Below are 22,804 nucleotides of genomic sequence, written 5' to 3' on the forward strand. Positions count from 1 at the left end.
TACTTGAACATAGATATCTTTTAAAATTATGCATAAGTCGACAGGTGCCGATCAATAACGGTTTTCATTGTAGCCAGAGGAGAAGCCCATGAAAAAGACCGTCATTAAAGCAACCGGCCGCTACTTACCGCCCCGCCTTGTAACCAACCAGGATCTATCCCAGTGGATGGACACATCCGATGAATGGATTCTCCAACGCACCGGAATTGAAAAACGGTATTGGATACCTGAATCAGGTGGGGTTGGTGTCTCGGATTTGGGATTGGAAGCCTCGAAGATTGCAATGGATCGTACCGGATGGTCGCCGCAGGATATTGATCTGATCATTTTCGCCACCCTCAGCCCGGACCTTTTTTTTCCCGGCTCCGGATGTCTATTGGCCGATAAACTTGGGCTCAAATCCACACCGGCGCTGGATATCCGTCAACAATGCACCGGTTTTTTGTACGGGCTGACCACTGCCGATGCCTATATTCGCAGTAGTCTGGCCAAACGCATTCTTCTGGTTGGCGCGGAAGTGCACAGCACCGGGTTGGATGTGTCCACCAAAGGCCGGGATGTGGCGGTGATTTTTGGAGACGGTGCGGCAGCCGTCTGCGTCGAACGGATGGAGACAAACACCGATTCCGGTGTCCTGGCCTCTGCGCTGCACGCAGACGGCTCCCTGTCAGAAAGCCTGATGACCTACGCGCCGGCATCCCGTGACAATCCTCGAATTGATGAGGCCATGCTTCGTGAAGGCAAACACTATCCCACCATGGATGGGAAAAGTATTTTCAAACATGCGGTTCGCCGATTGCCGGAAGTCGCCAGGGAAGTATTGGAAAAGGCGGGCCTCCCACTTTCGGCCGTGGATCTGTTTATCCCCCACCAGGCCAACCTCAGAATCAACCAGGCCTTTGCCAAGACCCTGGATCTGCCCGAATCCAAGGTTTACAACAACATTCAGCAATATGGCAATACGACAGCGGCGAGTATCCCCCTGGCCCTTGATGAAGCCATCGAGAAAGGGCGCGTGGGGCCAGGGAGCACGGTCATGTTCTTAGGACTCGGAGCCGGCGTAACCTGGGGGGCGGTGCTGTATCGGTTCGCGACCTAAAGCCTATTAAAATCATTTCTTTCCGATCAATCGGGCAATCGGCCGCTGAACAACATCTTCAGATAGTGACGGTTAATGGGATCGACCGCGGCGAAATCGTGTTGGGGCGATTGGTTGCGCATGGCGATCTGGTCACGAAGCGTACCCGCGGTAATTTTCCCCAACTCGACACCAAACTGGTCAAATGGGTTAATCCCCCAAAGAAAGGCCTCGAAGATGGTTTTGGCTTCATAAAAGGAAAGCAATCGTCCTACGCTTTCCGGCTCGAGATTTTCGAGTACGAGTATGGATGAGGGCCTGTTTCCACTAAACGATTTGGCCGGATTGTCACTATCCCGACCGACGGCCAATGCAGTTGCCTGGGCCAACAGGTTGGCCCATAATTCCTGCTGATGGCCGACCCCTTTAAAGGCGCCCTCTTCCATCTGATATTGCGGATTCAACACGCCGATAAATTCAATGGGAAATGCCCTGCCCTGATGGGCCAGTTGGAAAAACGAGTGCTGCGCATTCGTGCCGGGTTCACCGAAGATGACCACACCAGCCGGCTGTTCCAGCCAGCGCCCGTCGGTATCCACTGATTTTCCGTTGCTCTCCATGTTGAGCTGTTGAACATGGGTCGCCAGTTTGCAAAGCGGTGAGGCATAGGGGATGATCGCGGATTGCGGGTACCCCAAAAAGCTCGTATTCCAGATCGTCAACAATGCGGCGATCAGGGGAAGATTTTTTTCGGGTTTGGCCGAGAGGGCATGCATGTCCATTTCCTCGGCCCCTTTAAGAAAGCCTTCGAACCGGTTGTATCCCAAATAGAGGCTGAGCGGTACGCCACCGACAGCAGAGCTCACACTGTAGCGCCCCCCGATGAAATCATACATATGAAAGGCTGCCAGTGCCTGGTCTTGGCCTTGGTCACCGGGGCTGCCTTTGCTGGTCACAGTAACGATATGCTTGGAAGCATCGATGCCCTTGGCGGCCAGGTAACGACGGATAAGGTCTTCATTGGCCATGGTTTCAGCGGTCGTGTAGCTTTTTGAAATAACGATCCACAAGGTCCGTTGGGGATCAACGCGTGACCAGAGCCGGCCAAAATTATGAATATCAACATTGGCCAAAAAATCCAGAGTGATATCCTTGTCTGCATATGCCTCAAGTGCATTGGCGACAAATTCCGTGCCCAGATAACTGCCGCCGATGCCCACGACGATCACATGCCTGAACGGCATCCCATTGATTGCTTTGATTGTTCCCTCATGAACCTGGTTTGAAAAACTGCGAATTTTTTTCAGCACCTGCCTTAAATCCGCTTTTGCATCGCGGCCGTCCACGTCGATGGGCTGGCTTGAAAAACTCCTGGCGGCCATGTGCAAAGCGGCCCGATTCTCGGTAACATTGACCTTTTTGCCTTCAGCCATTTGGGTAAATTTCGCCACGACATCGGCGACATCGGCCAGCGAGAAAAGCAGGTCCATGGTACTCTTATTCACACGCTGACGAGAAAAATCAAAAAATAATCCCCCACCGTTGACACTGAACGCGGCAAATCGTTTTTCATCGGTTAAAAGATGCTTGAGGTGCTGGTCCGCTGCCTGCAGGGTCTGGGCATGGTCGGCCAGTTGGCGATAGCAAGGGTGGTTAAAAAATCGATAATCTGGCATACCCCTCCTTTTCTTCGAATTCAGGTTCAAGCGCCTGCCGGATCGATATCGTATTGAATTTTTCGGAAGATTGATATTATCTGCTATTTTTCATCGTTGATTTCTTGAAAAATGGCGTGGGATTCCAAAGACGAGTGGGAGCGTGAACAGGAGACGCTGGTGGTCAGTGCGGTATGGATTCTGTCCAAAGGGATGCAGGTGTCCATGCAATCGGGGAAAAGGTAACGATCCACGCACTCACGGCAGGGGCTTTTTACCAAATATCCAATGTCAAAATCAAAACGGTGTCTATAGTTATTGGCCATGAGTTGTTTGCTATGGGTTTGAATCGTTATGGTAAATATTGTAGCAGATTACTGCAGCGCCCTGGCGATCCAACCAAACCATTATCGCGTCCTTTAATTGATACGATTTATGATTACCATAAGCAGCCAAGGTGTACAAGGCAAAACCCGCCCATTGTCTGAGCCTATCCATGCAAACCGAATTACAACGCCGACGCGTTTGTAAAACTTGACATGAGCGCGTTTACCCATTAGGTTGCCGACACACTCCTCAACAAAACCGAGTACTTCAAATTTTGTAAAAAAACAGGTGGAAGCATCAATGAAATTTTCTTCATTACTAAAGTCCTTTGCATGGCGATCGTTTTTTCAGACAATCTTCTTTTCAACCCTTCTGTTTTTGGCGTTTGGTTATTTTTTCTGGAAGTCCAAAGCGTTTATGATGCCCATAACGATTTTGGAATACGCGTATTTGTTCGCATTTTTGATCCTTTATGGTATATTGACATGGATGTTCCAAAAAATCACGCTGGCAAGGCTACTATCGCGTCACAGTGAAAGACCGCCACTGAAAAAGAAGGTATTGCAAGAGCTTCAGACCGTTGATGCGCAGCAGCAACACCGACCGAGGCAAAATCAAAATCATGAAAAGCGCCTTTTCATTCATCTTTTTGCCGTTCTTCAAAAGGAAGGCCGGTTGCTTGACTTTCTGAATGAAGATCTTTCGCCGTACGATGATAGCCAGATCGGCGCGGCCGTACGCAGTGTTCATGAAAACTGCAGAAAAACCATGGATCGCTATCTATCCCCCGAACCGATTTTGGAAAAAGCCGAAGGCGGCACGGTTAAAATTCCTGACGGCTTCGACCAAAACGCGATCAAACTGGTGGGGAATGTGGTGGGAGAGCCGCCTTTTACCGGCATCGTGCGCCATCGTGGATGGAAATTCAAATCGGCTAGCCTGCCCAAATTGTCGGATGCAGGCAATCCGGAGATCATTGCGCCTGCTGAAGTTGAAATCCAGTAATCGACCAATATAAAGGAGCCCCCATGACCCGCGATAAAATTAACGGCAGACGGTTGGTGGGACTTTTTTTGCTTGGTATGCTGCTTTACAATTACCCATTGCTCTGCCTGTTCAACCGGCCGATTCTTGTTTGCGGTATTCCATTGTTGTATTTTTACCTGTTTGGTGTCTGGACACTGATTATTCTTCTGATGCTGATCATCAGCCGTTCCAAATCCGATGTGCCGATATTAACCCACCACCGCTAAAAGGGCCTGCCCATGTTGGCAACGGAAACGGTTATTTTCGTCTCCTTATGCTACATCGGTGTTTTGTTCGCAATCGCTTACTATGGCGACAAACGGGCGGATATTGGCAAGAGCATTATCAGCAATCCATATATCTATGCCCTTTCATTGGCTGTCTATTGCACCGCATGGACCTTTTACGGCAGCGTGGGCCGGGCTGCATCGGCCGGACCGGCGTTTCTTACCATTTACTTGGGCCCCACCCTGATGGCGACCCTTGGCTGGTTGATCCTAAAAAAGATCATTCGCATTTCTAAAATTCATCGCATCACCAGCATCGCGGATTTCATCGGCTCACGGTATGGGAAAAGCATGACCCTGGGCGGCGTGGTTACCGTCATTGCCGTGCTTGGCATCGTCCCCTATATCTCTTTGCAATTAAAAGCGATTTCCAGCAGTTTTTTGTTGATCCATCAATATCCGCTGCTGTCTCCCCACCCCCATCCCCAAGGCATCGATATCTGGAGTGATACCGCGTTTTACGTGGCCATGTTCCTGGCTCTTTTTGCGACCCTTTTTGGAACCCGCAATCTCGAAGCCACCGAACGTCATGAAGGCCTGGTGGCTGCAATCGCTTTTGAATCCATCGTCAAGCTGGTGGCTTTCATTGCCGCGGGTGTTTTTGTCACGTTCTTTATTTTTAACGGTTTCCATGATCTGGGCCAGCAGGCCATCTCCCGTCCTGAACTTCGTTCATTGATGACGTTAACGCCTGACACCGGACAGTTTGCCAGCTGGCTGGCGCATATTTTCTTATCGATGATGGCCATCATCTTTCTGCCTCGGCAGTTTCAGGTCATGGTCGTTGAGAATGTCAATGAAAACCATTTGAACAAGGCAATCTGGCTTTTCCCGTTTTATCTGCTGGCCATCAACATATTCGTCATGCCGGTCGCATTCGGTGGGTTGCTGTTGTATGGGGCTAAAGGTATTGACGCCGATCTGTTCGTTTTGACCCTACCCATGGCGAACAAGCAGGTCTGGCTCACGCTATTGGTTTTTATCGGTGGCATGTCGGCGGCCACAGGCATGGTCATTGTTGAGACCGTGGCGCTTTCGACCATGATCTGCAACGACCTGGTCATGCCGTTGCTTTTGCACATGCCCAGCTTGAAACTGGCGCAGCGCAAGGATCTGAGCAATATACTGCTGTCCATTCGGCGGTTGAGTATCATTTTGGTGTTGCTCTTGGGGTACACCTATTTTCACTATGCGGGCGAGTACTATACCCTGGTTTCCATCGGCCTGGTCTCCTTTGCCGCCGTGGCTCAATTCGCACCGGCCCTTTTGATTGGTATTTTCTGGAAAGGGGGCACGCGTACCGGCGCCCTTATCGGGATGGTGTGCGGATTTTCAATCTGGTTTTACACGCTGTTTCTGCCCACCTTGGCGGGTGCCGGCCTGATTCCACAAGATTTTATTAACCAGGGCCCGTTTGGCATCGATTATCTTAAACCGTTCGAACTTTTTGGTCTGAATGTCTTTGATCGCATCACCCATGCGGTTTTCTGGAGCATGCTGGCCAATGTAGGCTGCTATGTCGCCGGATCATTGTTCAGCCGGCCATCGGCCATCGAACATTCCCAGGCAACCATGTTTGTGGATGTGTATCGGTATGTGGGACGGGTGCATGATTCCTCGGTTTGGCGGGGAACCGCCTATCTTCCCGACCTGGTTTCAATGTTGGAACGGTTTCTGGGAAAGGAACGGACCGAATCCGCGTTAAATGATTATGTCATGGCCCATGGCATCGATCGGGATCAGCCATTGACCCGGGACCCCGGCCTGTTTAATCACATTGAAAAAATACTGGCCGGTGCCATTGGGTCCGCCTCGGCACGGGTAATGATGTCGTCAATCGTCAAGGAAGAACCACTGGGTATCGAAGAGGTTATGGATATTCTCGATGAAACCCGACAAACCATTCTTTACAGTCATGAGCTGGAACGTACCACGGAGGAGTTGCAGGCAGCCAACCAGCGGCTTCAGGAATTGGATCGAATGAAGGACGAATTTATTTCAACGGTCTCGCATGAACTGCGCACACCGCTGACGGCCATCCGTTCGCTGGCCGAAATTCTTCATGACTATCCGGATACGCCCCCTGATCGTCAACAGGAATTTTCGGGGATCATCATCAGGGAAACGCAGCGGCTCACGCGCCTGATCACCCAGGTGCTTGATTTTCAGAAGCTTGAATCAGGCCGCACCAAGTGGCATATCACCAACGTCGATTTAAAAGCGGTCGTTCAAGACGCGGTAAGCGCCACCGGGCAACTGGTGGCCGAAAAAAATATTCAGATGAACGTGCACCTGCCCAATAGTTCACGGCCCATTGACGGAGACCGTGATCAGCTGATTCAGGCCATGGTGAATTTAATATCCAATGCGGTCAAATTCTGCGATCCGAACCAGGGGCGCATCGACATCCATTTGGTTTATGCCGCCGATCAGCTGAGCGTATCGGTGACGGATAATGGGATTGGAATCAGTGAAACGGATCAAAAGCAAATTTTTGATAAATTCCAACAAGTAGTTGATCCTTCCCGCGGCAGACCACCGGGCACCGGATTAGGCCTGTCCATCACGCGTCAGATCATTCAATACCACCATGGAACGCTAACGGTGAAAAGTGCGCCAGGCAAGGGTGCGACCTTCTCTTTCAATCTGCCTTATCATCGTCCCCCCGGCGATTTAACGGCATAATCTATTTGCTCTCGATTTCCAGCATCGTCTTCACCCGCACCTTTTTCATCGCCACTTTTTTCAACGGTGCGGGTTTTGTCCATCGTCATCGACTCCCGGTCCCATATTTTTCTCTGTGAGGCGGGTGCTTTGCGCACTTTACAATCGTATTGCCGGCAAATCGGGCAATCCTTTGCTTCGCAAGGGTCCAGGTGGACCAACACCCCGGCGTTGCCTTCAAAAAAATGGACCAACAATTGCTCCACGGTTTTGGCTTCGTCATGGGCTTCATAAAGTTTGAATTGCCTCGGTAGCACCAGATGAAGGTCAATGTGAATAAAATTTCCGCTTCGCCATGCCCGCAATTGATGAATATCAATCCAAAAGGGTTTCCGCTTTTTTTCCAGCAATCGGGAAATGTCATCCAACAGTTTGGGATCAGAGGCATCCATCAGACCTGAAAAACTTTGCCCGACCAGTCGTGTTCCGGTCAGTAAAATGTTAATTCCCACCAAACAGGCGATGGCGCCATCCATCCATAGCCACCCGGTCCATTGAACCAAAAAAAGACCGGCGATCACCCCCACGGAGGTATAGACATCCGTAAGCACATGCTTGCCGTCGGCGATCAACGTCAGTGATTGAAGCGTTTTGCCGACCTTGACAAGCCCAAAACCAAGCACAAGATTGACCCCGGAAGCGGCAACCAGGATCACCAGCCCAACGCCTAAGTTGGCAATGGGATGGGGGCTGAATAAATGATTGATGCCGGTTTTGAAAATCCCGATGGCAGCAAAAATGATCAAAGCACCTTCAAACCCGGCGGAAAAATATTCGATCTTGCCATGACCGTAGGGATGCTCGGGATCCGGAGGCTGGGCAGCCAGCCAGATACTGACCAGCGCGAACGCGGCGGCCACAACATTGACGATGGACTCCAAGGCGTCGGAAAGTACCGCCGATGAATGGGTCAACCGGTAAGTGTAAAACTTGGCGCCCATCAACAAAACGGCCACAATCAAGGAAGATCCGATGGCCGTTAGCCGGCGTATAAAATGTTTTGTGCTTGCCAGTGGGGATTGGTTTTCAGATGTCATTTGTTATTATGATAAATCGTGGGTTAAAAAACTTCAATCACCCAGGCCTTATTTTTATGGATACGCCAGGATAAACTCCGTGACAGGTGCAGGAAAATAAGTTAGGGTAAAATGTTTTTTTCTGTAATTGTACCTGGCCCATTGGGCCAGGCTTTTTTTTATTTTTTTTTCCGCAATTCAACCAAAGTAAATGGAGAGCTTTAATGACGGAACAAGAACGAATTGATTTTACAGTAGATCAAAATAACCTGTATCGAGAGGAATCCATCACCGATCTCAAGGTGGCCTCGATTCGTCGCATGGTGCCGATTAACGCAGATGGAACGGACGACTCCAGTCGGTCCCCTGCATTTTTTGGCCATACCCAGATTCTTACCCCGCAAGGGCCGCTTCCTTTGCAGGCCAGACTGATGGCCAATAACCTGGCCGAAGCCATTACCGCTTTTCCTGCAGCCATGGAAAATGAAATGGCTAAGGTCGTCGAACAAATTCAACAAATGCAGGCTGAAGAACAAAAAAAACAACAGGCCAATGATTCGCGTATCATCGTCCCGGGAAGATAGTCCATTGCAGATCCGGGTGGATTGCTATGCCGGCTATCGGGGCGAAGAGACGCCGCGGCGCTTGACCATGGGGAAGCGCTGCATGAATGTCGTTACCGTAAAGGACCGATGGCTGGCTCCGGATCACCGTTATTTTAAGGTCGCTTGTGATGACGGCGGTCTTTATATCATTCGCCATGATCCGCATCAGGATGTCTGGCAATTGGTATTTTATCAATCCCATCCCATCCAAGACCGCTGAAAAAAGCCGAACACCCATGTTACGAATTCATATCGCCAGCATTGCTGAAAAGGAATGGAATATTGATGAACAGGTGGACATTTCGCTGTTGCCCCTATTGGCAGGGGTCTCTCGCGATGGTTCCACCACGTTTACCTGCCCGGTGCATGCCCGGATCCGCGCCACTTGGTCCGGTGAATCGATTTTGATTGATGGACACGTGCAAACAGCGGCTCGCCTTATATGCAGTCGGTGTCTTGAACCTTTTGAACATGCCATCGACATTGTTTTTTCTGCCACAGCCATTGCTGAAAACGAAGCGTCTGCCGACCATCGCTTAACGGATGATATTGAATTATCGGCTGACGAAATGGATGTTATTTTCTATGGGGGAGACAGCATTGATCTGAGCGAGGAAATCGCCCAACAGATCATCATGGCGCTTCCCTACAAACCCTTATGCCAGGATACCTGCAAAGGATTATGTAGCCATTGCGGAATCAATCTCAACCATCATACCTGCCAATGTGACGATCAGGATCAAAGCAACCCGTTTGCCTTCCTTAAAACACTACGCCTGCCCCCCAAAAAGGATTAGACGGCCATGTCCTTGCGACTGATCGCAAAAGATCTTTACAAACTACAGCAGGCCGTGGATCACCTGGAAAAGCAGCTTGCCGATTGCCCACCCCACAAGCGCGATGAACTGCGCCAATCCCTGGCCAGGGCCAAAGCCGAACGAGACCAACTGCGGCAGATTCTTGATGGTCGCCTGGACCGTTAAACCGCAAGGCAGCCGTTAACCTGTCGACAACGTCGGATAGCGTTGACAAGCGTCACTGAAAACCGGTATATGCCTCTGTTTGTTACATTACCATTTCCGATAATAAATTGTCTTTTTTATTGTAACGGATGATAGTATCCGTCGCATCCTGTCTATGACCGGCCAATCGGGCATTGATGGATGGGATCGGTTCGCATCCTTCATCTTCAACGCTTACTGTATTAGGAGAGCCCATGGATTTTAAGCGCCACATCGAAAACGCCTGGAATCTGACCCTGAATAACATTGTTGCCCTGATTCTATTGACGCTCGTATTTGTTGGAGTGAGTCTTCTCAGTTTATTCATTATGTTCCCCGTCGTTCTGGCCGGTTACACCCAGAGTTTGCTCTTGCTGGTTCGAAACGGCCGCGAACCCAGAGTCCAGGATTTGTTTTCCCATATGAACCTCTTCCTTCCCCTCTTGGGTTTCTGTGTTGTCGTTTCAATAGTCATTTTAATTGGCTTCTCAATGTTTGTTCTTCCCGGTCTTCTTATCACGGTGGCCGTTACGTTCTGTTGCATTTACGTCGTTCCGCTGATGACCGATAAAGAAATGAACGTGATGGATGCTGTCAAAGAAAGTTATGCCCTAAGCAGGCGTGGAGAAATTGTGGATCATGTGGTGTTGGTGATCATTTTTCTCGCCATTACCATGATTGGTGGAACCGTTTTCATTGGCGTGCTCTTCACCCAGCCGTTGGCCATGTTGTTTCTTTTGTCTACTTACGAAGAACGACTAAATGCCACCCCACCACCAGTGCATCAGCAGCCATAATGGCGCTATTGATCCACAAGAAAACATTAGCGGCATCGGTGGATTCTACCGGTGCCGCTTGATTTTCATCGGCAGGATTTTCTTTTCATCAATTTTTGATAGGCGGCGGTCAGCTTGACAAAATTCTCCGTATCGCCGCCTTTGTCCGGATGATGCATCAACGCCAGTTTCCGGTATTGTCTGGCCAGTGCCCGGCGGTCCATTTTTTTTAATGCCTCAACACTCACACCAAACAACCGGGCGGATTCAGCCAGACTGACCTTCACGCTTTCCGGCGGACGATAAAACCGGTGGCGGTTGATAAAATCGCGCAAAAAATCCTGAAACGGATCACGTGTTGGAAAACTGCTGTCAAAGTACATCACCGCATAACGTACCAGATGTTGATGCAATCCAGACACTTTGTCACTACCAATCCAAAATGACTCATCTGCGTTCAGCCGACATAACCTTTCCATGAAAAATCGATCCATGCGTTGCTGATCCAACGCTTCGGGATGACTATGGGCGAAGTGCTCATTAAAATAACGCTGCAGATCAAAAATCTGGTAGGTGTAAAGGGCAAGTTCGTGGGGTTTGAGAATTTTTTCCGCTGTGATGAAATCATATTCGATTTCATCACGAGATTTTTTTATAAGGTCTGCATAAAAGGCACCCGGCATGCATCCCATGCGTCGCGGATCGATGCGTCCCAACTTGAGAAAATGCAGCCGGTAACGGTCAAACCGATGAACGGCCTCGGCAGGAATGCATTTATCGCCTCGCTTGTGATGTTTTGCACGTCGATCAAACCCGTCAATAACCCGCCGGATTTGTGGATCGATAAACGGCATGAAAATCGGCTCGAGATCTTCCTGGGAGGCGTTAACCCCTATCTCGGCAATGGCCTCTTCGACCGCGGTGTCGATGTAAAATCCATTGCCACCCGGATATTTGATGAATCGCCCCGGATCATCTCCCAAATCAAAAAGATCCCGGCTGCGGTAACAGTCGCCGTCTGCATAGGATTGCCGTATCATGTAGCGGCGTTTGTTTTTTTTATCTGGCAGGCAGGCAAGATACATAACGGGAACCTTTCAGGATTCAAGGGATAAATGAATACGATCCTTCAATTGACATTTGAATTTTGGTCTTTGGCATTTTTTCTTCATTCTCAAAAGCTGACGATTGCTTCCGGCCAAAGCAGTCATCCCGAATGCGGTGACCCTGCCCCATACGATACCTTGGCTTGACCAAGGACGTCGCAGGTGGTTATAGTTCGCGCTCGTTTGGGGTATCGTGTTGCCCTGCTTTTTCAATCGTCAAGTGGACATTATGCCAATGATTGAACAATCAAAAAGAACGCCAACGCCCAACCGGTTCAATCTGCCGGGTGTCATCGCCGTGTCCATCGGTCATTTTGTCCATGATATCTATTCGAGTTTTTTGGCGCCATTGCTGCCCCTGTTGATCGAAAAACTATCTCTTACACTGACACAAGCGGGTCTTTTATCTACGGTAATGCAGCTACCGGCATTGATCAACCCGTGGATCGGTTCCATTGCCGACCGGCTCAGCGTCCGTTGGTTTCTCGTCATGGCACCGGCAATGACCGCCGTGCCCATGAGTCTGATCGGTGTTGCCCCTTCCTATGCCATTTTATTGGTCCTCATGGTTCTTGCCGGCGTCAGCGTCTCGGTGTTTCATGTCCCCGCGCCAGTGGTGGTGGCCCGCATGTCCGGCAACCAAAAAGGGCTGGGGATGTCTTTTTTTATGGTGGGCGGCGAAGCGGCACGCGCGGTGGGGCCTATGGCAGCGGTGAGTGTCGTCGCCCTGATGGGCCTTGAAGGGTTTTATCCGGTCATGGGGGTCAGCTTTCTTTGCTCGATTCTGCTATTTATGACCACTCGCAACCTGCCCGTCACATCCACGGCGGTCTCGCATGTCCCGCTGATCGACACCTGGCGACAAATGGCTCATATTTTAATGCCCATCACCGGCATACTGATTGCCAGAGGCTTCATGCATGGCTGTATGGCGGCCTTCTTACCCACCTTTATTGTGATGACCACCGACAATCTCTGGCTGGCCGGAGTCGGGCTGACCATTTACGAATGTGCAGGCGTGGTTGGCGTCATGGTCGCCGGCACGCTGAGTGATCGCTTTGGCCGTCGCCGTCTGTTAAGCCTGTCACTGATTGCCGCACCGATCTCCTTGATGCTGTTTGTTTATGTTAAGGGATGGGCCGCCTATGTGATGCTGGTAATGACCGGCTTTACGCTTTTGTCCACAACGCCGGTGATGCTGGCGCTGGTCCAGGAAAACGCCACTCACAGCCCTTCGGCGGCCAACGGCCTGTTCATGATGATCTCCTTTTTGTCCCGATCGGCAGTGGTGGTCATCGTTGGCGTTTTTGGCGATCTGATCGGCCTGAAACCCACGTTTGTCCTTTTTGCTCTGATTGGTCTGATTGGTTTACCGTTTGTTCTCAAATTGCCTCACGATAAATAAACGTCTCTTTACTAACCAATCGCACGAGGATTATTGAAATACATTAATTGAAAGCGCTTCATTAATTGACATATCGTCACCCTGGATCTATAATTATTGTAGTATTGTCAAACAGGCTAAAGGGTTAAGCGATCGACCGGGGTGTCAATAGGAACAACCACTTGAGAAGAGAGAGAAAAGGAGGGGTTCTACGATGACATAACCAAAGGAGGTTTGCGATGAACAGCAATGAACCATCCAGATTCAAGTCCGTTTTGGAAAGGGCTAGTATCTGGACGATCATCAATCACAATTTTCTTGCAGGCCAGATCCGTATTTATGTATGGTCCGCCTCAGCTACGGTTTTATTTCTTGCAGTTGCCAGCATCATTCCCCTTCACACGGCCCTCTATCTTCTTCTTTTTTGCGGTTTTGCAATCATGATTCTGCTGTGGTCGCTGATTAAGTGGAGAAAAGCCATTCTTCTCGATATCCAGAATCCGGCAATGAAAAAAACGGCGCATGCAGCCATGTTGGCGTTAATTTCCTCAAAATCATCCCAACGCAATAAGATGAAAAAGAAAACCGTCCCCCATTATCGGTGGTTCAGGAGAAAAAGTCATCAATAATACATTGTGATCATCACGGAGGGGAGACCGACAAAACCGGACACGATACGCCTCGAATAACCCTGTCGGTTGTCGATCCTAAAAACATGGTCTCTACCAGAGAATGACCGCGTACGCCCAATACGATCAGATCGATCTGGTGCGCATCAGCATAGGCTTTTAGCGCCTGAAAGGGTTTGCCAGCCTCACAGGCGATATGAATTTCACACCAGTTATGGGCTTCTTGCGGCACAAGGGCTTCCAGCCGCTCCCGGCATCCGGCGGCAAGATCACCGAGGATTTCTGTTTTTTCAGCCTCCGGCACGGTGGTATCCCGATAGACGAACGGCTCAACCACATGCACCAGATGGATGGCCGCTTCGAATTCCTGTGCCAGACTGAATCCAAAATCCATCGCTCGTTTCGAGTCAGCCGAGAAATCACAGCCAACCAGGATCTGCTTGAAACCAAATCCTTTGAATGACGCTTTAACGGTTGCCGGTTTCTCGGGTGCGGTGACCACCAGAAGCGGGCAGGCAATGGTTCTGAGCAGTCGTTCCGTGACGGATCCTAAAAACAACCGTTTCAGTCCAGTGCGGCCATGGGTGCCGACAATTGCCAAGTCGGCCTTCTTTTCGCTTGCCAGACGGCACAGCGTACTAGACACAGGACCGGTTTCAACCAACGCTTCCCATTGCATATCCGTGTCCTTCACCAACCCCTTGATTTGCTGAAGGGCGCCGGTCTTCATTTCTTCGATTTGATCTTCCGGATAGACAAAGGCAGCACCATGCATACTGACCATGGGCAGATCAATCACATGGCAGATATACAGCATCGCTTCGAATTCCTTGGCCATACCAATGGCTTGAACGACGGCTGAATTGGAAAAATCAGAGAGGTCCGTGGCGCAAAGAATACGCTGAAAATGGATTTTCATGGTTTACCTCCTGTATTTTTTAGGTGGGCACTGTTTAAACAATACCGGCATCAAGCCATGACTGTCAAAGCAAATCCCCTTTCAATTACCAACAGCAATTGTTTGGCAAGAAATCCGCATTGACCATTGCCTTTGGTGCAACAAGCAGGTATGTTTACAGTTTTAATTAAACGAATAAATGAATTCAGGCAACGCTCGTTACCATTAACCCGTTTCAAGGTCCGCAGCAGGTCCTTTTTTAGAACGTATTTCCACGCATATGAAATCAAAGCCTTTGATTGCCGTTGTTGCAATGGACGGCATTTTTCCCGGTGCGTCCAATCTGGATGTGTTTTGGGACAACATCATCAGCGGAATCGATCAGTCCGTACCCGTCCCCCCCAAACGTTGGGTCGCACCGGTCATGGATCGGCTCAGCCGCCATCTGGTGCCTGACCGAACCTATTCCCAACATGCCTGCTTGATTGATGACTTCATTTTTGATCCTGCATCATTTACACTGGATCAAGATCTCACGCGCCATCTGGATCCGGTCCATCAATTGACGCTCACCGCCGGCAAACGGGCCGCTACACGATCTGTAACCGACCCGATCGATCCTTGCCGTGTGGATACCATACTGGCCGCCATTGCCCTGCCCACGGACAGTGCCTCCCGATTTTCCCGTCAGTTACTGTCTCGTGCTATCGAATCGCGGCTGTTTCCAAAGTACAAGGCCCCATTGATGACAGTCACCCGCAACGACGCCCTGGCCAGCCGGGTGGATGGATTGCCCGCGACGCTGCTGGCGGCAGAAATGGGCTTCAAAGGGACCAGCTTCACCTTGGATGCAGCCTGCGCGTCCTCGATTTATGCCGTTAAACTTGCCTGTGATCGACTGATTGATGGGCGGGCCGACATGGTTGTCACCGGTGGGGTCTCGCGGCCGGAGTGTTTATACACCCAGACCGGTTTCAGCCAGCTGCAGGCGCTTTCCCGGTCCGGACGATGTGCACCCTTTGACCGTCATGCCGATGGTTTGGTGGTGGGTGAAGGGGTGGGCATCCTGGTACTCAAACGGCTTGACGACGCGCTGGCCCATGGGGATGATATCTTTGGCGTCATTCATGGTATCGGCCTGTCCAACGATATGCGCGGCAACCTGCTGGCCCCGGAACGCGCCGGTCAGGTCAGAGCCATGCAGCAGGCCTACCGTGAGGCGGGCTGGCGGCCATCGGATGTTCAGCTGATCGAATGTCACGGCACCGGCACCCGGGCCGGTGACACCACCGAGCTCGAAAGTCTGATCCAACTGTGGCAGGACGAGACCGGCGCCCCAGGGCGCTGTGCGATCGGGTCGGTGAAATCCATGATCGGCCACCTGCTTACCGCAGCCGGGGCCGCCGGGATGATCAAAACCCTTCTGGCCATGCACCACCAGACGCTTCCGCCATCCATTAATTTTAAGCAAGCGCCGTCCGACAGCCCCCTTAACAACAGCCCCTTCAGGGTGCAAACCGCACCGTCTGCCTGGGAACCCGCGGATGCGGATCGCCTGCGGCGAGCCGCGGTGAGTGCGTTCGGCTTTGGCGGCATCAACGCCCATATCCTTTTCCAAGAATGGCCGGCCTTTTTTTCTGAAAAACCAGAAAAAACTGGAAAATCAGAAAAATTATCCTGCGCGCCTGAGCCCATTACCATCGAGGGCAACCCCCAACACGCCCCGCCGGAGCCCATCGCCATCGTCGGTATGGATGGGGTTGCCGGTCCGCTCAAAGACTTCAACGATTTTACCCGTGCGGTGTTCGCTGGAGAACCGCCGTTAAACGATCGCCCTGGAAATCGCTGGAAAGGCGCGGATGAGGTATTTAAAGACATACTGGCATCCGTCAATCCCCAAGGTGCCTTTATCGACAATCTGGTTCTAAAAATCGGGGAATTCCAGATTCCGCCCAATGAAATCAAAGACATTTTGCCTCAGCAACTGTTGGCCCTGAAGGTCGGTGCCGGTGCCATGGCCGATGCCGGTTTGCCGCTGCGTCAGCACCGGGAACGCATGGGCGTGGTCATGGGGATCAGCTTTGATTTTGAAGCCACCAATTTTCATCTGCGCTGGCAGTTGGCCCAGGCGGTGGAACGTTGGAATCGTGAATACGCTTTGGAGTTGGATGATGTCGAGCTAAAAGCATGGCTGGAAAGCCTGCGTGATGGATGTGGTCCGCCACTCACCGCCCCACGGGTGCTGGGTGCGCTGGGCGGAGTCGTAGCCAGCCGCATGGCCCGTGAATTCCGTTTTGGCGGGCCCAGTTTCGTGGTGTCGGACGATACCGCCTCGGGAATCCACGCCCTTGGCATTGCCATGGATCTGTTGCGACAAAATGCGGTTGACGCCATGCTGGTCGGGGCGGTGGACCTGGGCGCCGACGGACGCAGTGTCACGCGCCTGAACCAATTGATGCCACTTTCTTCCAGTAATCGCATTTGTCCTTTTAACGATGCGGCCGATGGTACGCTGCCTGGCGATGGTGCCGCCGCTTTGGTGCTAAAACGCCTTGCGCAGGCCCGTCATGACAAAGATCGCATCTATGCGGTGATCCGCGGCATCGGCAGTGCCAGCGGCAGTGACCCGACCGGTGAAACGGTTGATCCGGCAACCTATTGTCGCTCCCTGGTCAGTTGTTTTGACCGGAGTGATGTGCCCATGGATGCGGTTTCCTATGTGGATGCCCATGGCGCGGGTGTGCCGGCCCAGGACCGGGCCGAGCTTGCCGCATTGACCGATTTTTTTGGCGACCCTAAAAGACGCGGCGCTGCACTGCCGCCTATTGCCCTGGGCGCCACCACCCCCATCTGCGGGCACACCGGGGCGGCTGACGGATTGATTGCCCTGGCCAAAACCGCCTGGTGCCTGCATCGGCGGATATTGCCGGCCCTGCCCGGCTATACCCGGCTACCCGCAGGCCTGGAGGGTTCCTTTCCCTTTCACATGCCCCGTCAGGCCCAGCCCTGGTATCGCGATCGAAAGCGTGGGCCGCGAACGGCATTAAACGCTGCCATCACCAGCGACGGAACCTGTAGCCATGTACTGCTTCAGGAAGACGAGGACGCGCCCGCCATTACCGTTGCCAGACACAGCCATGATGGCGCACCACAAAGTGCATTGTTTGTCATTTTTGGCAATACACCCGAACAACTGCTCGTAGGCCTTGATGACCTGGATGCTTTTTTGCAATCTGATCAAGACCAGGGTCAGTGCCCCTTGCCTGTCAGCGCCGGGCACTGGATGAACCACCATCCCCTGGTATCCGAGGCCAATCTGGCTGTGGCGCTGGTCTTAAAGTCCACTGCCGAGTGGCAAGCCGTCCTGCGTGAAGCACGCCTTGCCGTACAATCCGGTGCTTCCGATCCACGGTCCAAGGCCGTTTTTTACAGCAGTCATCCCATGGGTGCCAGCGCTCGCATTGCCATGGTCTACCCGGGATCCGGCAACCATTATTTGGGTATGGGACGTGAGCTCGCCCTGCGCTTTCCTGATATTGTTGATGGCATGGACCGTGACACGGACCAGCTTCAAACCCAGGTAAGGCCCTGGATACTGACCCCCTGGAATACAGCCTGGGATACCGGATGGGAAGCCGAGGCCCTTTTGCGGCTTAAATCTGATCCGTTGAACATGATTTTTGCTCAGGTGCTGTTCGGTGACCTGATGACCCGCATTTTAAAGCAGTTCGCCGTTCCTACAGATGCTATTATCGGTTATAGCCTGGGCGAGTCGGCCGGGCTGTTCGCCCATGGCATCTGGCCGGACCGCGGCGCCATGCTCCGTCGAATGCAGACCGGAGACCTGTTCAGCAAAGCACTGGGCGGGCCGTGTGAATCCCTGCGTCAGGCCTGGCAGGTGCCGGACGACCAACCGATTCGATGGCGGGTGGCCGTAGTCAATCGGCCTGCCGATACGGTGCGTGGCATGATCGATAAAAATCCTTATGTGCGTCTGTTGATTGTCAATACACCGGATGAATGTGTGATCGGCGGGTTGGAAACAAGCGTTACGCAAACCATTAAGGCGTTGGGATGTCAGGCGGTCTATCTGGACGGCGTGGTGACGGTACACTGTGATGCGGCCAAGCCGGTGGCCGAAGCATACCGGGATCTGCATCTTTTTCCGACCACGCCCAAGGCCGGATTGACCATCTATAGTTGCAGCCGGGGTGAAGCCTACCCGGTTTCAATGGAGGCAGCCGCCGATTCAATTCAAAAGCAGGCCATTGAAGGATTTGACTTTCCCTGTACTATCGAGCAGGCCTGGGATGACGGCATTCGCATCTTCGTCGAAGCGGGTCCACGATCCTCTTGTACACGGATGATCGACCGCATTCTGGAAGGTAGGCCGCATCTGGCCGTGGCTGTCAACCACAGCGCGGATGATGAGACCACCAGTCTGCTCAGCGCGCTGGCGCGGTTGGTTGCCGAGCGTGTGCCCCTTGATCTTTCCGCCCTGTATGCCGACACAGTGACGGCTGAACAGGAACCGGCCCATCCATCTGCGTCTGTCGTATCGGTACCCATTGGCGGACACCCCCTTACACCGGTTCCCCCACCGGCCAAACCCAAAGCGGCGTCACCACCGGTTTTTGCATCTGAGCTTGAACAACAGTCGGGCAAGCCCAAGGCATCCACGACTATGCCACCCGACAGCCCGCCGACGGATCCCGAACCATCAACAGACACGATCATGTCATCCCTTTTGGATACCGCCCGTCAGACCATGGAAGCCACGGCCAGTGCCCATGAGCAGTTTCTGGACCTGTCCCAAGAGCTGACTGAAAACTATGCCAGCCTGTTTGACCTGCAAAATCGTTTGTTGGGATTGGGTGCACGGATTCCATCCGACGCGGTTGACAAGGCATCACCGGTCTCGCCGCCGCCCCTGGCTCAGCAGCACACAACGCCGAGCCCCCCTGCCCCTGAAGTGGCCTTTGACCGTGACATGTGCATGGAGTTCGCCATCGGCAGTGTCGGCCGCATGCTTGGCCCGGCTTTTGATGTGGTGGATACCTACCGTGTGCGGGTGCGTCTTCCTGATGAGCCGCTGATGCTGGTGGACCGGATCATCTCCGTGGAGGGGGAAATGCTTTCCATGGGCGCCGGACAGGTCGTAACCGAACATGATGTAAAGCCCGATGCCTGGTACCTGGACGGTAATCGTGCACCGGTTTGCATCAGCGTGGAGGCCGGCCAGGCCGATCTTTTCATGTGCAGCTATCTGGGCATTGATCATCAGGTCAAGGGACAGCGCGCCTATCGCCTGCTCGATGCGGTGGTCACCTTCCACCGGGGGCTGCCCCAACCGGGCGATACGATTCGCTATGAAATCGCCATCGACCGCTTCGTGCGCCAGGGTGACACCTGGATGTTTTTCTTCCGTTTTGAGGGCTATATCGGCGGCGAGCATTTGATCACCATGCGTGATGGGTGTGCCGGTTTTTTCACCGAGGAGGAAGTCCTGGCCTCCGGCGGCATCATCCTTACCGAAGCCGAGCGCGCGCCCATGGCCGGAACCGTACCCGCCGATTGGCAGCCGCTCGTGCCCATGACCCGGGAGACTTACAATGACGCCCAGGTTGACGCGTTACGGCGCGGGGATCTGGCGGCCTGTTTTGGTGAGCGTTTCGCCGGCATTGATCTGGCGCAGTCCCTTTGGTTGCCAGGCGGTCGCATGCGTCTGATTCACCGCATTGTTGATCTGGATCCAAGCGGTGGTCGTTACGGGTTGGGGTTGATCCGTGCCGAGGCGGACATTCATCCCGAGGACTGGTTCCTGACCTGCCATTTCGTGGATGATATGGTCATGCCCGGCACATTGATGTATGAATGCTGCGCCCACACCCTGCGCGTATTTTTGCAGCGCATGGGCTGGGTCACCGACAAACCGGGGGTATGCTACGAGCCGGTGATCGGCAATGGCGCACGGCTCAAATGCCGCGGACCCGTGACGCCCAAAACGCGTCATGTGCATTACGAAATCCAGATCAGTGAAATCGGCTATGATCCGGAACCTTACGTGATCGCCGATGCGCACATGTTCGGTGATGGACGTGCAATCGTTTTTTTCAAGGACATGTCCATGAAAATGACCGGAGCGACGCGCCGGGATATTGAGACGGTCTGGCACCGGCAGCAAGGCCTTGTCCCCTCATCAAGCGTGCTTTATGACCGGGAATCCATCCTGGCCTTTTCCGTGGGCAAGCCTTCTGAAGCCTTTGGTGAGCCGTACCGCGTTTTTGACGAGAAGCGTACCATTGCCCGCTTGCCCGGCCCGCCCTATTGTTTCATGGACCGGGTCATCCAGGTGGAACCACCGGCCTGGGAGCTCAAACCCGACGGCTGGATCACGGCCCAGTACGATATTCCGCCGACCGAATGGTATTTCGATGCGGATCACAGTGGGGTGATGCCCTTTTGCGTTCTGCTTGAAATCGCCCTGCAGCCCTGCGGCTGGCTGGCCGCCTATGTGGGGTCGGCCCTGCGCAGCCAGCAGGATCTGAAATTCCGCAACTTGGGGGGCGGCGCGGTCCTGCATCGACAGGTGCTTCCGGACAGCGGCACCCTTACCATGCGTTGCCGCATGACCAAAGTCAGCGAAGCAGCGGAAATGATCATCGAAAATTTCGATTTCGAAGTTTTGAGTGGAAATACGCCGATTTATACCGGTGATACCTATTTTGGGTTCTTTTCCGCACCGGCCCTGGGCCAGCAAAAAGGGCTGGGTGCAGGTGATCCCATGGTCAAGATCATGCAGCCCTATGCCGGCACCACATCGGGCGGCCGTGTTCTTGACCTGACCGAACCCCTCACGCCTCAAGCGGCTCAAGGGAAACCCGTATCCGGTGCCCCACTGCGCCTGCCCGGCAAGGCGCTGCTCATGGTCGATCGTATCGATGCGCTGATTCCTGACGGCGGTCCGGCAGGTCTGGGGTATATCCGGGGCATCAAACCGGTGGATCCCGGGGAATGGTTTTTCAAGGCGCATTTTTATCAGGATCCGGTCTGCCCCGGCTCGCTTGGACTGGAATCATTCCTGCAATTGATGAAGACCATGGCCATGGAGCGCTGGCCCGAACTCGCTCGGTCCCATCGTTTCCGCATCGCTGAAGGCAGTCGGCACACATGGGACTATCGCGGTCAAATTATCCAAAAGAACAATACGGTGGTCGTTGAAGCCGTCATTACCCATATTGAATCTGGCGCGTCCCCCATGCTGCGGGCGGACGGCCTGCTCAGTGTGGACGGCCTGCCCATTTATAAAATGCAAAATTTTGAACTGGCCCTGGTCCCAGCGGCTGATAATGGCGACATATGACAGATTCCGGCAAACCGATCAATCCTGATGATTACCGCCCCCACTACCCGTTCCAATCCCATTTTTTGGCGTTGGGCGATCTTCGCTATCACTACGTGGACGAGGGCAGTGGCAACCCGGTGGTCATGGTCCACGGTAACCCGACCTGGTCCTTTTACTTTCGCCGGTTGATTGGTGCGCTGTCCCCGCAGTACCGGACCATTGCACCGGATCACATGGGTTGCGGCCTGTCCGACAAACCCGATGACCAGGCCTATGATTTTCGTCTGGAACGTCGCGTGGCGGATTTCGGCGCCCTGATGGATCACCTGGGCCTGGATCGGATCACCCTTGTGGTGCACGACTGGGGCGGCATGATCGCCATGGCCTGGGCGGTCGCCAATGCCCACCGGATTGCCCGGCTGGTGATTACCAATACGGCGGCCTTTTTCCCCCCCGGCCAAAAATCGATTCCCTGGCGCTTGTGGATTATCCGCAACCTTAGCGGGTTTGCCACACCGGCGGTTTTGCATGGCAACCTTTTTGCCCGTGGGGCCGTTTATATGGCGCCCCATAAACGGCTATCACCATCCGCCAAAAGGGGACTGCTGGCCCCTTATCATTGCCCACGCAATCGGCTGGCCACGCTGCGCTTTGTCCAGGACATTCCCCTTGTGCCCGGTGATCCAGGATACGAAATCGTCAGCCGGACGCAGCGCCGGCTGGAAGGGTTGGCCCACCTGCCCATGCTGATTCTCTGGGGACGACACGATTTTGTTTTCGATGTGGACTATTACAATGAGTGGCGCCGGCGGTTTCCCCGCGCCGAGGCCCATTTGTGGAACGATGCCGGCCATTATCTTTTTGAAGACGTGCCCGACCGGATCATCAGGCAGGTGAACAATTTTATAAATAAATACAACGTTTAATAACTGATAGTTAAATTAAAT

Annotated in this window: 18 protein-coding genes; 13 read left to right on the forward strand and 5 right to left on the reverse strand. The window is 52.9% G+C overall.

The annotated features are described in order from the left end of the window. Nucleotides 1-88 precede the first annotated feature (88 nt). Nucleotides 89-1,099, forward strand: coding sequence for a 3-oxoacyl-ACP synthase III family protein (locus Dvar_RS22515; RefSeq protein WP_419655373.1), 1,011 nt, complete (start codon nt 89-91; stop codon nt 1,097-1,099). 26 nt (nt 1,100-1,125) lie between these two features. Here Dvar_RS22515 and pgi read toward each other — a convergent pair whose 3' ends face one another. Further along, the gene (pgi, locus tag Dvar_RS22520; RefSeq protein ID WP_419655374.1) at nt 1,126-2,754 is read right to left on the reverse strand and encodes a glucose-6-phosphate isomerase; all 1,629 of its coding nucleotides are present in this window, start codon (nt 2,752-2,754) and stop codon (nt 1,126-1,128) included. Between the two features lie 83 nt (nt 2,755-2,837). Continuing rightward, nucleotides 2,838-3,059: a hypothetical protein gene (locus tag Dvar_RS22525; protein ID WP_419655375.1), complete on the reverse strand. Its 222-nt coding sequence runs from the start codon at nt 3,057-3,059 to the stop codon at nt 2,838-2,840. 490 nt (nt 3,060-3,549) lie between these two features. Between Dvar_RS22525 and Dvar_RS22530 the strand changes: the two genes are divergently transcribed. Genes Dvar_RS22530 through Dvar_RS22540 form a run of 3 tightly spaced genes read left to right on the forward strand, consistent with a single transcriptional unit; the run spans nt 3,550 to nt 7,058 of the window. After that, nucleotides 3,550-4,065 (forward strand): DUF2760 domain-containing protein, encoded by a 516-nt coding sequence (locus Dvar_RS22530; protein ID WP_419655376.1) that lies wholly within the window; start codon nt 3,550-3,552, stop codon nt 4,063-4,065. 23 nt (nt 4,066-4,088) lie between these two features. Continuing rightward, nucleotides 4,089-4,313 (forward strand): hypothetical protein, encoded by a 225-nt coding sequence (locus tag Dvar_RS22535; RefSeq protein WP_419655377.1) that lies wholly within the window; start codon nt 4,089-4,091, stop codon nt 4,311-4,313. Between the two features lie 12 nt (nt 4,314-4,325). Beyond that, nucleotides 4,326-7,058, forward strand: a complete 2,733-nt coding sequence (locus tag Dvar_RS22540) for an ATP-binding protein (protein ID WP_419655378.1) — start codon at nt 4,326-4,328, stop codon at nt 7,056-7,058. On the opposite strand, the gene Dvar_RS22545 is transcribed toward Dvar_RS22540, so the two are convergent. Next, the gene (locus Dvar_RS22545; RefSeq protein WP_419655379.1) at nt 7,028-8,134 is read right to left on the reverse strand and encodes a cation diffusion facilitator family transporter; all 1,107 of its coding nucleotides are present in this window, start codon (nt 8,132-8,134) and stop codon (nt 7,028-7,030) included. The two genes, Dvar_RS22540 and Dvar_RS22545, sit on opposite strands and share 31 nt — an antisense overlap. Before the next feature lie 203 nt (nt 8,135-8,337). On the opposite strand from Dvar_RS22545, the gene Dvar_RS22550 reads away from it, so the two are divergent. From Dvar_RS22550 to Dvar_RS22570, 5 genes are all read left to right on the forward strand, one after another. Further along, a complete protein-coding gene (locus Dvar_RS22550; RefSeq protein WP_419655380.1) occupies nt 8,338-8,697 on the forward strand; it encodes a cytoplasmic protein in 360 nt (119 codons plus the stop codon). A gap of 4 nt (nt 8,698-8,701) precedes the next feature. Next, entirely contained in the window at nt 8,702-8,938 is a 237-nt protein-coding gene (locus Dvar_RS22555; protein WP_419655381.1) for a hypothetical protein, read from the forward strand. A gap of 16 nt (nt 8,939-8,954) precedes the next feature. Next, nucleotides 8,955-9,515, forward strand: a complete 561-nt coding sequence (locus Dvar_RS22560) for a YceD family protein (protein ID WP_419655382.1) — start codon at nt 8,955-8,957, stop codon at nt 9,513-9,515. A gap of 6 nt (nt 9,516-9,521) precedes the next feature. Beyond that, on the forward strand, nt 9,522-9,701 hold the full coding sequence (locus Dvar_RS22565) for a hypothetical protein (RefSeq protein WP_419655383.1): 180 nt from the start codon (nt 9,522-9,524) through the stop codon (nt 9,699-9,701). 233 nt (nt 9,702-9,934) lie between these two features. After that, nucleotides 9,935-10,516, forward strand: a complete 582-nt coding sequence (locus Dvar_RS22570) for a hypothetical protein (protein ID WP_419655384.1) — start codon at nt 9,935-9,937, stop codon at nt 10,514-10,516. A gap of 65 nt (nt 10,517-10,581) precedes the next feature. On the opposite strand, the gene Dvar_RS22575 is transcribed toward Dvar_RS22570, so the two are convergent. Next, nucleotides 10,582-11,580, reverse strand: a complete 999-nt coding sequence (locus tag Dvar_RS22575; RefSeq protein WP_419655385.1) for a J domain-containing protein — start codon at nt 11,578-11,580, stop codon at nt 10,582-10,584. Between the two features lie 256 nt (nt 11,581-11,836). On the opposite strand from Dvar_RS22575, the gene Dvar_RS22580 reads away from it, so the two are divergent. Both Dvar_RS22580 and Dvar_RS22585 read left to right on the forward strand, forming a co-directional pair. Further along, on the forward strand, nt 11,837-13,006 hold the full coding sequence (locus tag Dvar_RS22580; protein WP_419655386.1) for an MFS transporter: 1,170 nt from the start codon (nt 11,837-11,839) through the stop codon (nt 13,004-13,006). A gap of 218 nt (nt 13,007-13,224) precedes the next feature. Beyond that, on the forward strand, nt 13,225-13,614 hold the full coding sequence (locus Dvar_RS22585) for a hypothetical protein (protein ID WP_419655387.1): 390 nt from the start codon (nt 13,225-13,227) through the stop codon (nt 13,612-13,614). 13 nt (nt 13,615-13,627) lie between these two features. Here the strand turns inward: Dvar_RS22585 and Dvar_RS22590 are convergent, their stop codons facing one another. Next, nucleotides 13,628-14,533, reverse strand: a complete 906-nt coding sequence (locus Dvar_RS22590; RefSeq protein ID WP_419655388.1) for a universal stress protein — start codon at nt 14,531-14,533, stop codon at nt 13,628-13,630. Between the two features lie 259 nt (nt 14,534-14,792). On the opposite strand from Dvar_RS22590, the gene Dvar_RS22595 reads away from it, so the two are divergent. Beyond that, complete coding sequence (locus tag Dvar_RS22595) at nt 14,793-21,875, forward strand: beta-ketoacyl synthase N-terminal-like domain-containing protein (RefSeq protein ID WP_419655389.1); 7,083 nt, start codon at nt 14,793-14,795, stop codon at nt 21,873-21,875. After that, entirely contained in the window at nt 21,872-22,783 is a 912-nt protein-coding gene (locus Dvar_RS22600) for an alpha/beta fold hydrolase (protein ID WP_419655390.1), read from the forward strand. Before Dvar_RS22595 ends, Dvar_RS22600 begins: the two co-directional genes overlap by 4 nt. The last annotated feature ends 21 nt before the right edge of the window (nt 22,784-22,804 follow it).

This window comes from Desulfosarcina variabilis str. Montpellier, from assembly GCF_048565275.1.
Classification (GTDB): Bacteria; Desulfobacterota; Desulfobacteria; order Desulfobacterales; family Desulfosarcinaceae; genus Desulfosarcina; species Desulfosarcina variabilis.

Excerpts from the sequence above, each read along its gene's own strand:
- Dvar_RS22515 (WP_419655373.1), top strand. The coding sequence starts at position 89 with ATGAAAAAGACCGTCATTAAAGCAACCGGCCGCTACTTACCGCCCCGC.
- pgi (WP_419655374.1), bottom strand. The coding sequence starts at position 2,754 with ATGCCAGATTATCGATTTTTTAACCACCCTTGCTATCGCCAACTGGCC.
- Dvar_RS22525 (WP_419655375.1), bottom strand. The coding sequence starts at position 3,059 with ATGGCCAATAACTATAGACACCGTTTTGATTTTGACATTGGATATTTG.
- Dvar_RS22530 (WP_419655376.1), top strand. The coding sequence starts at position 3,550 with ATGTTCCAAAAAATCACGCTGGCAAGGCTACTATCGCGTCACAGTGAA.
- Dvar_RS22535 (WP_419655377.1), top strand. The coding sequence starts at position 4,089 with ATGACCCGCGATAAAATTAACGGCAGACGGTTGGTGGGACTTTTTTTG.
- Dvar_RS22540 (WP_419655378.1), top strand. The coding sequence starts at position 4,326 with ATGTTGGCAACGGAAACGGTTATTTTCGTCTCCTTATGCTACATCGGT.
- Dvar_RS22545 (WP_419655379.1), bottom strand. The coding sequence starts at position 8,134 with ATGACATCTGAAAACCAATCCCCACTGGCAAGCACAAAACATTTTATA.
- Dvar_RS22550 (WP_419655380.1), top strand. The coding sequence starts at position 8,338 with ATGACGGAACAAGAACGAATTGATTTTACAGTAGATCAAAATAACCTG.
- Dvar_RS22560 (WP_419655382.1), top strand. The coding sequence starts at position 8,955 with ATGTTACGAATTCATATCGCCAGCATTGCTGAAAAGGAATGGAATATT.
- Dvar_RS22565 (WP_419655383.1), top strand. The coding sequence starts at position 9,522 with ATGTCCTTGCGACTGATCGCAAAAGATCTTTACAAACTACAGCAGGCC.
- Dvar_RS22570 (WP_419655384.1), top strand. The coding sequence starts at position 9,935 with ATGGATTTTAAGCGCCACATCGAAAACGCCTGGAATCTGACCCTGAAT.
- Dvar_RS22575 (WP_419655385.1), bottom strand. The coding sequence starts at position 11,580 with ATGTATCTTGCCTGCCTGCCAGATAAAAAAAACAAACGCCGCTACATG.
- Dvar_RS22580 (WP_419655386.1), top strand. The coding sequence starts at position 11,837 with ATGATTGAACAATCAAAAAGAACGCCAACGCCCAACCGGTTCAATCTG.
- Dvar_RS22585 (WP_419655387.1), top strand. The coding sequence starts at position 13,225 with ATGAACAGCAATGAACCATCCAGATTCAAGTCCGTTTTGGAAAGGGCT.
- Dvar_RS22590 (WP_419655388.1), bottom strand. The coding sequence starts at position 14,533 with ATGAAAATCCATTTTCAGCGTATTCTTTGCGCCACGGACCTCTCTGAT.
- Dvar_RS22595 (WP_419655389.1), top strand. The coding sequence starts at position 14,793 with ATGAAATCAAAGCCTTTGATTGCCGTTGTTGCAATGGACGGCATTTTT.
- Dvar_RS22600 (WP_419655390.1), top strand. The coding sequence starts at position 21,872 with ATGACAGATTCCGGCAAACCGATCAATCCTGATGATTACCGCCCCCAC.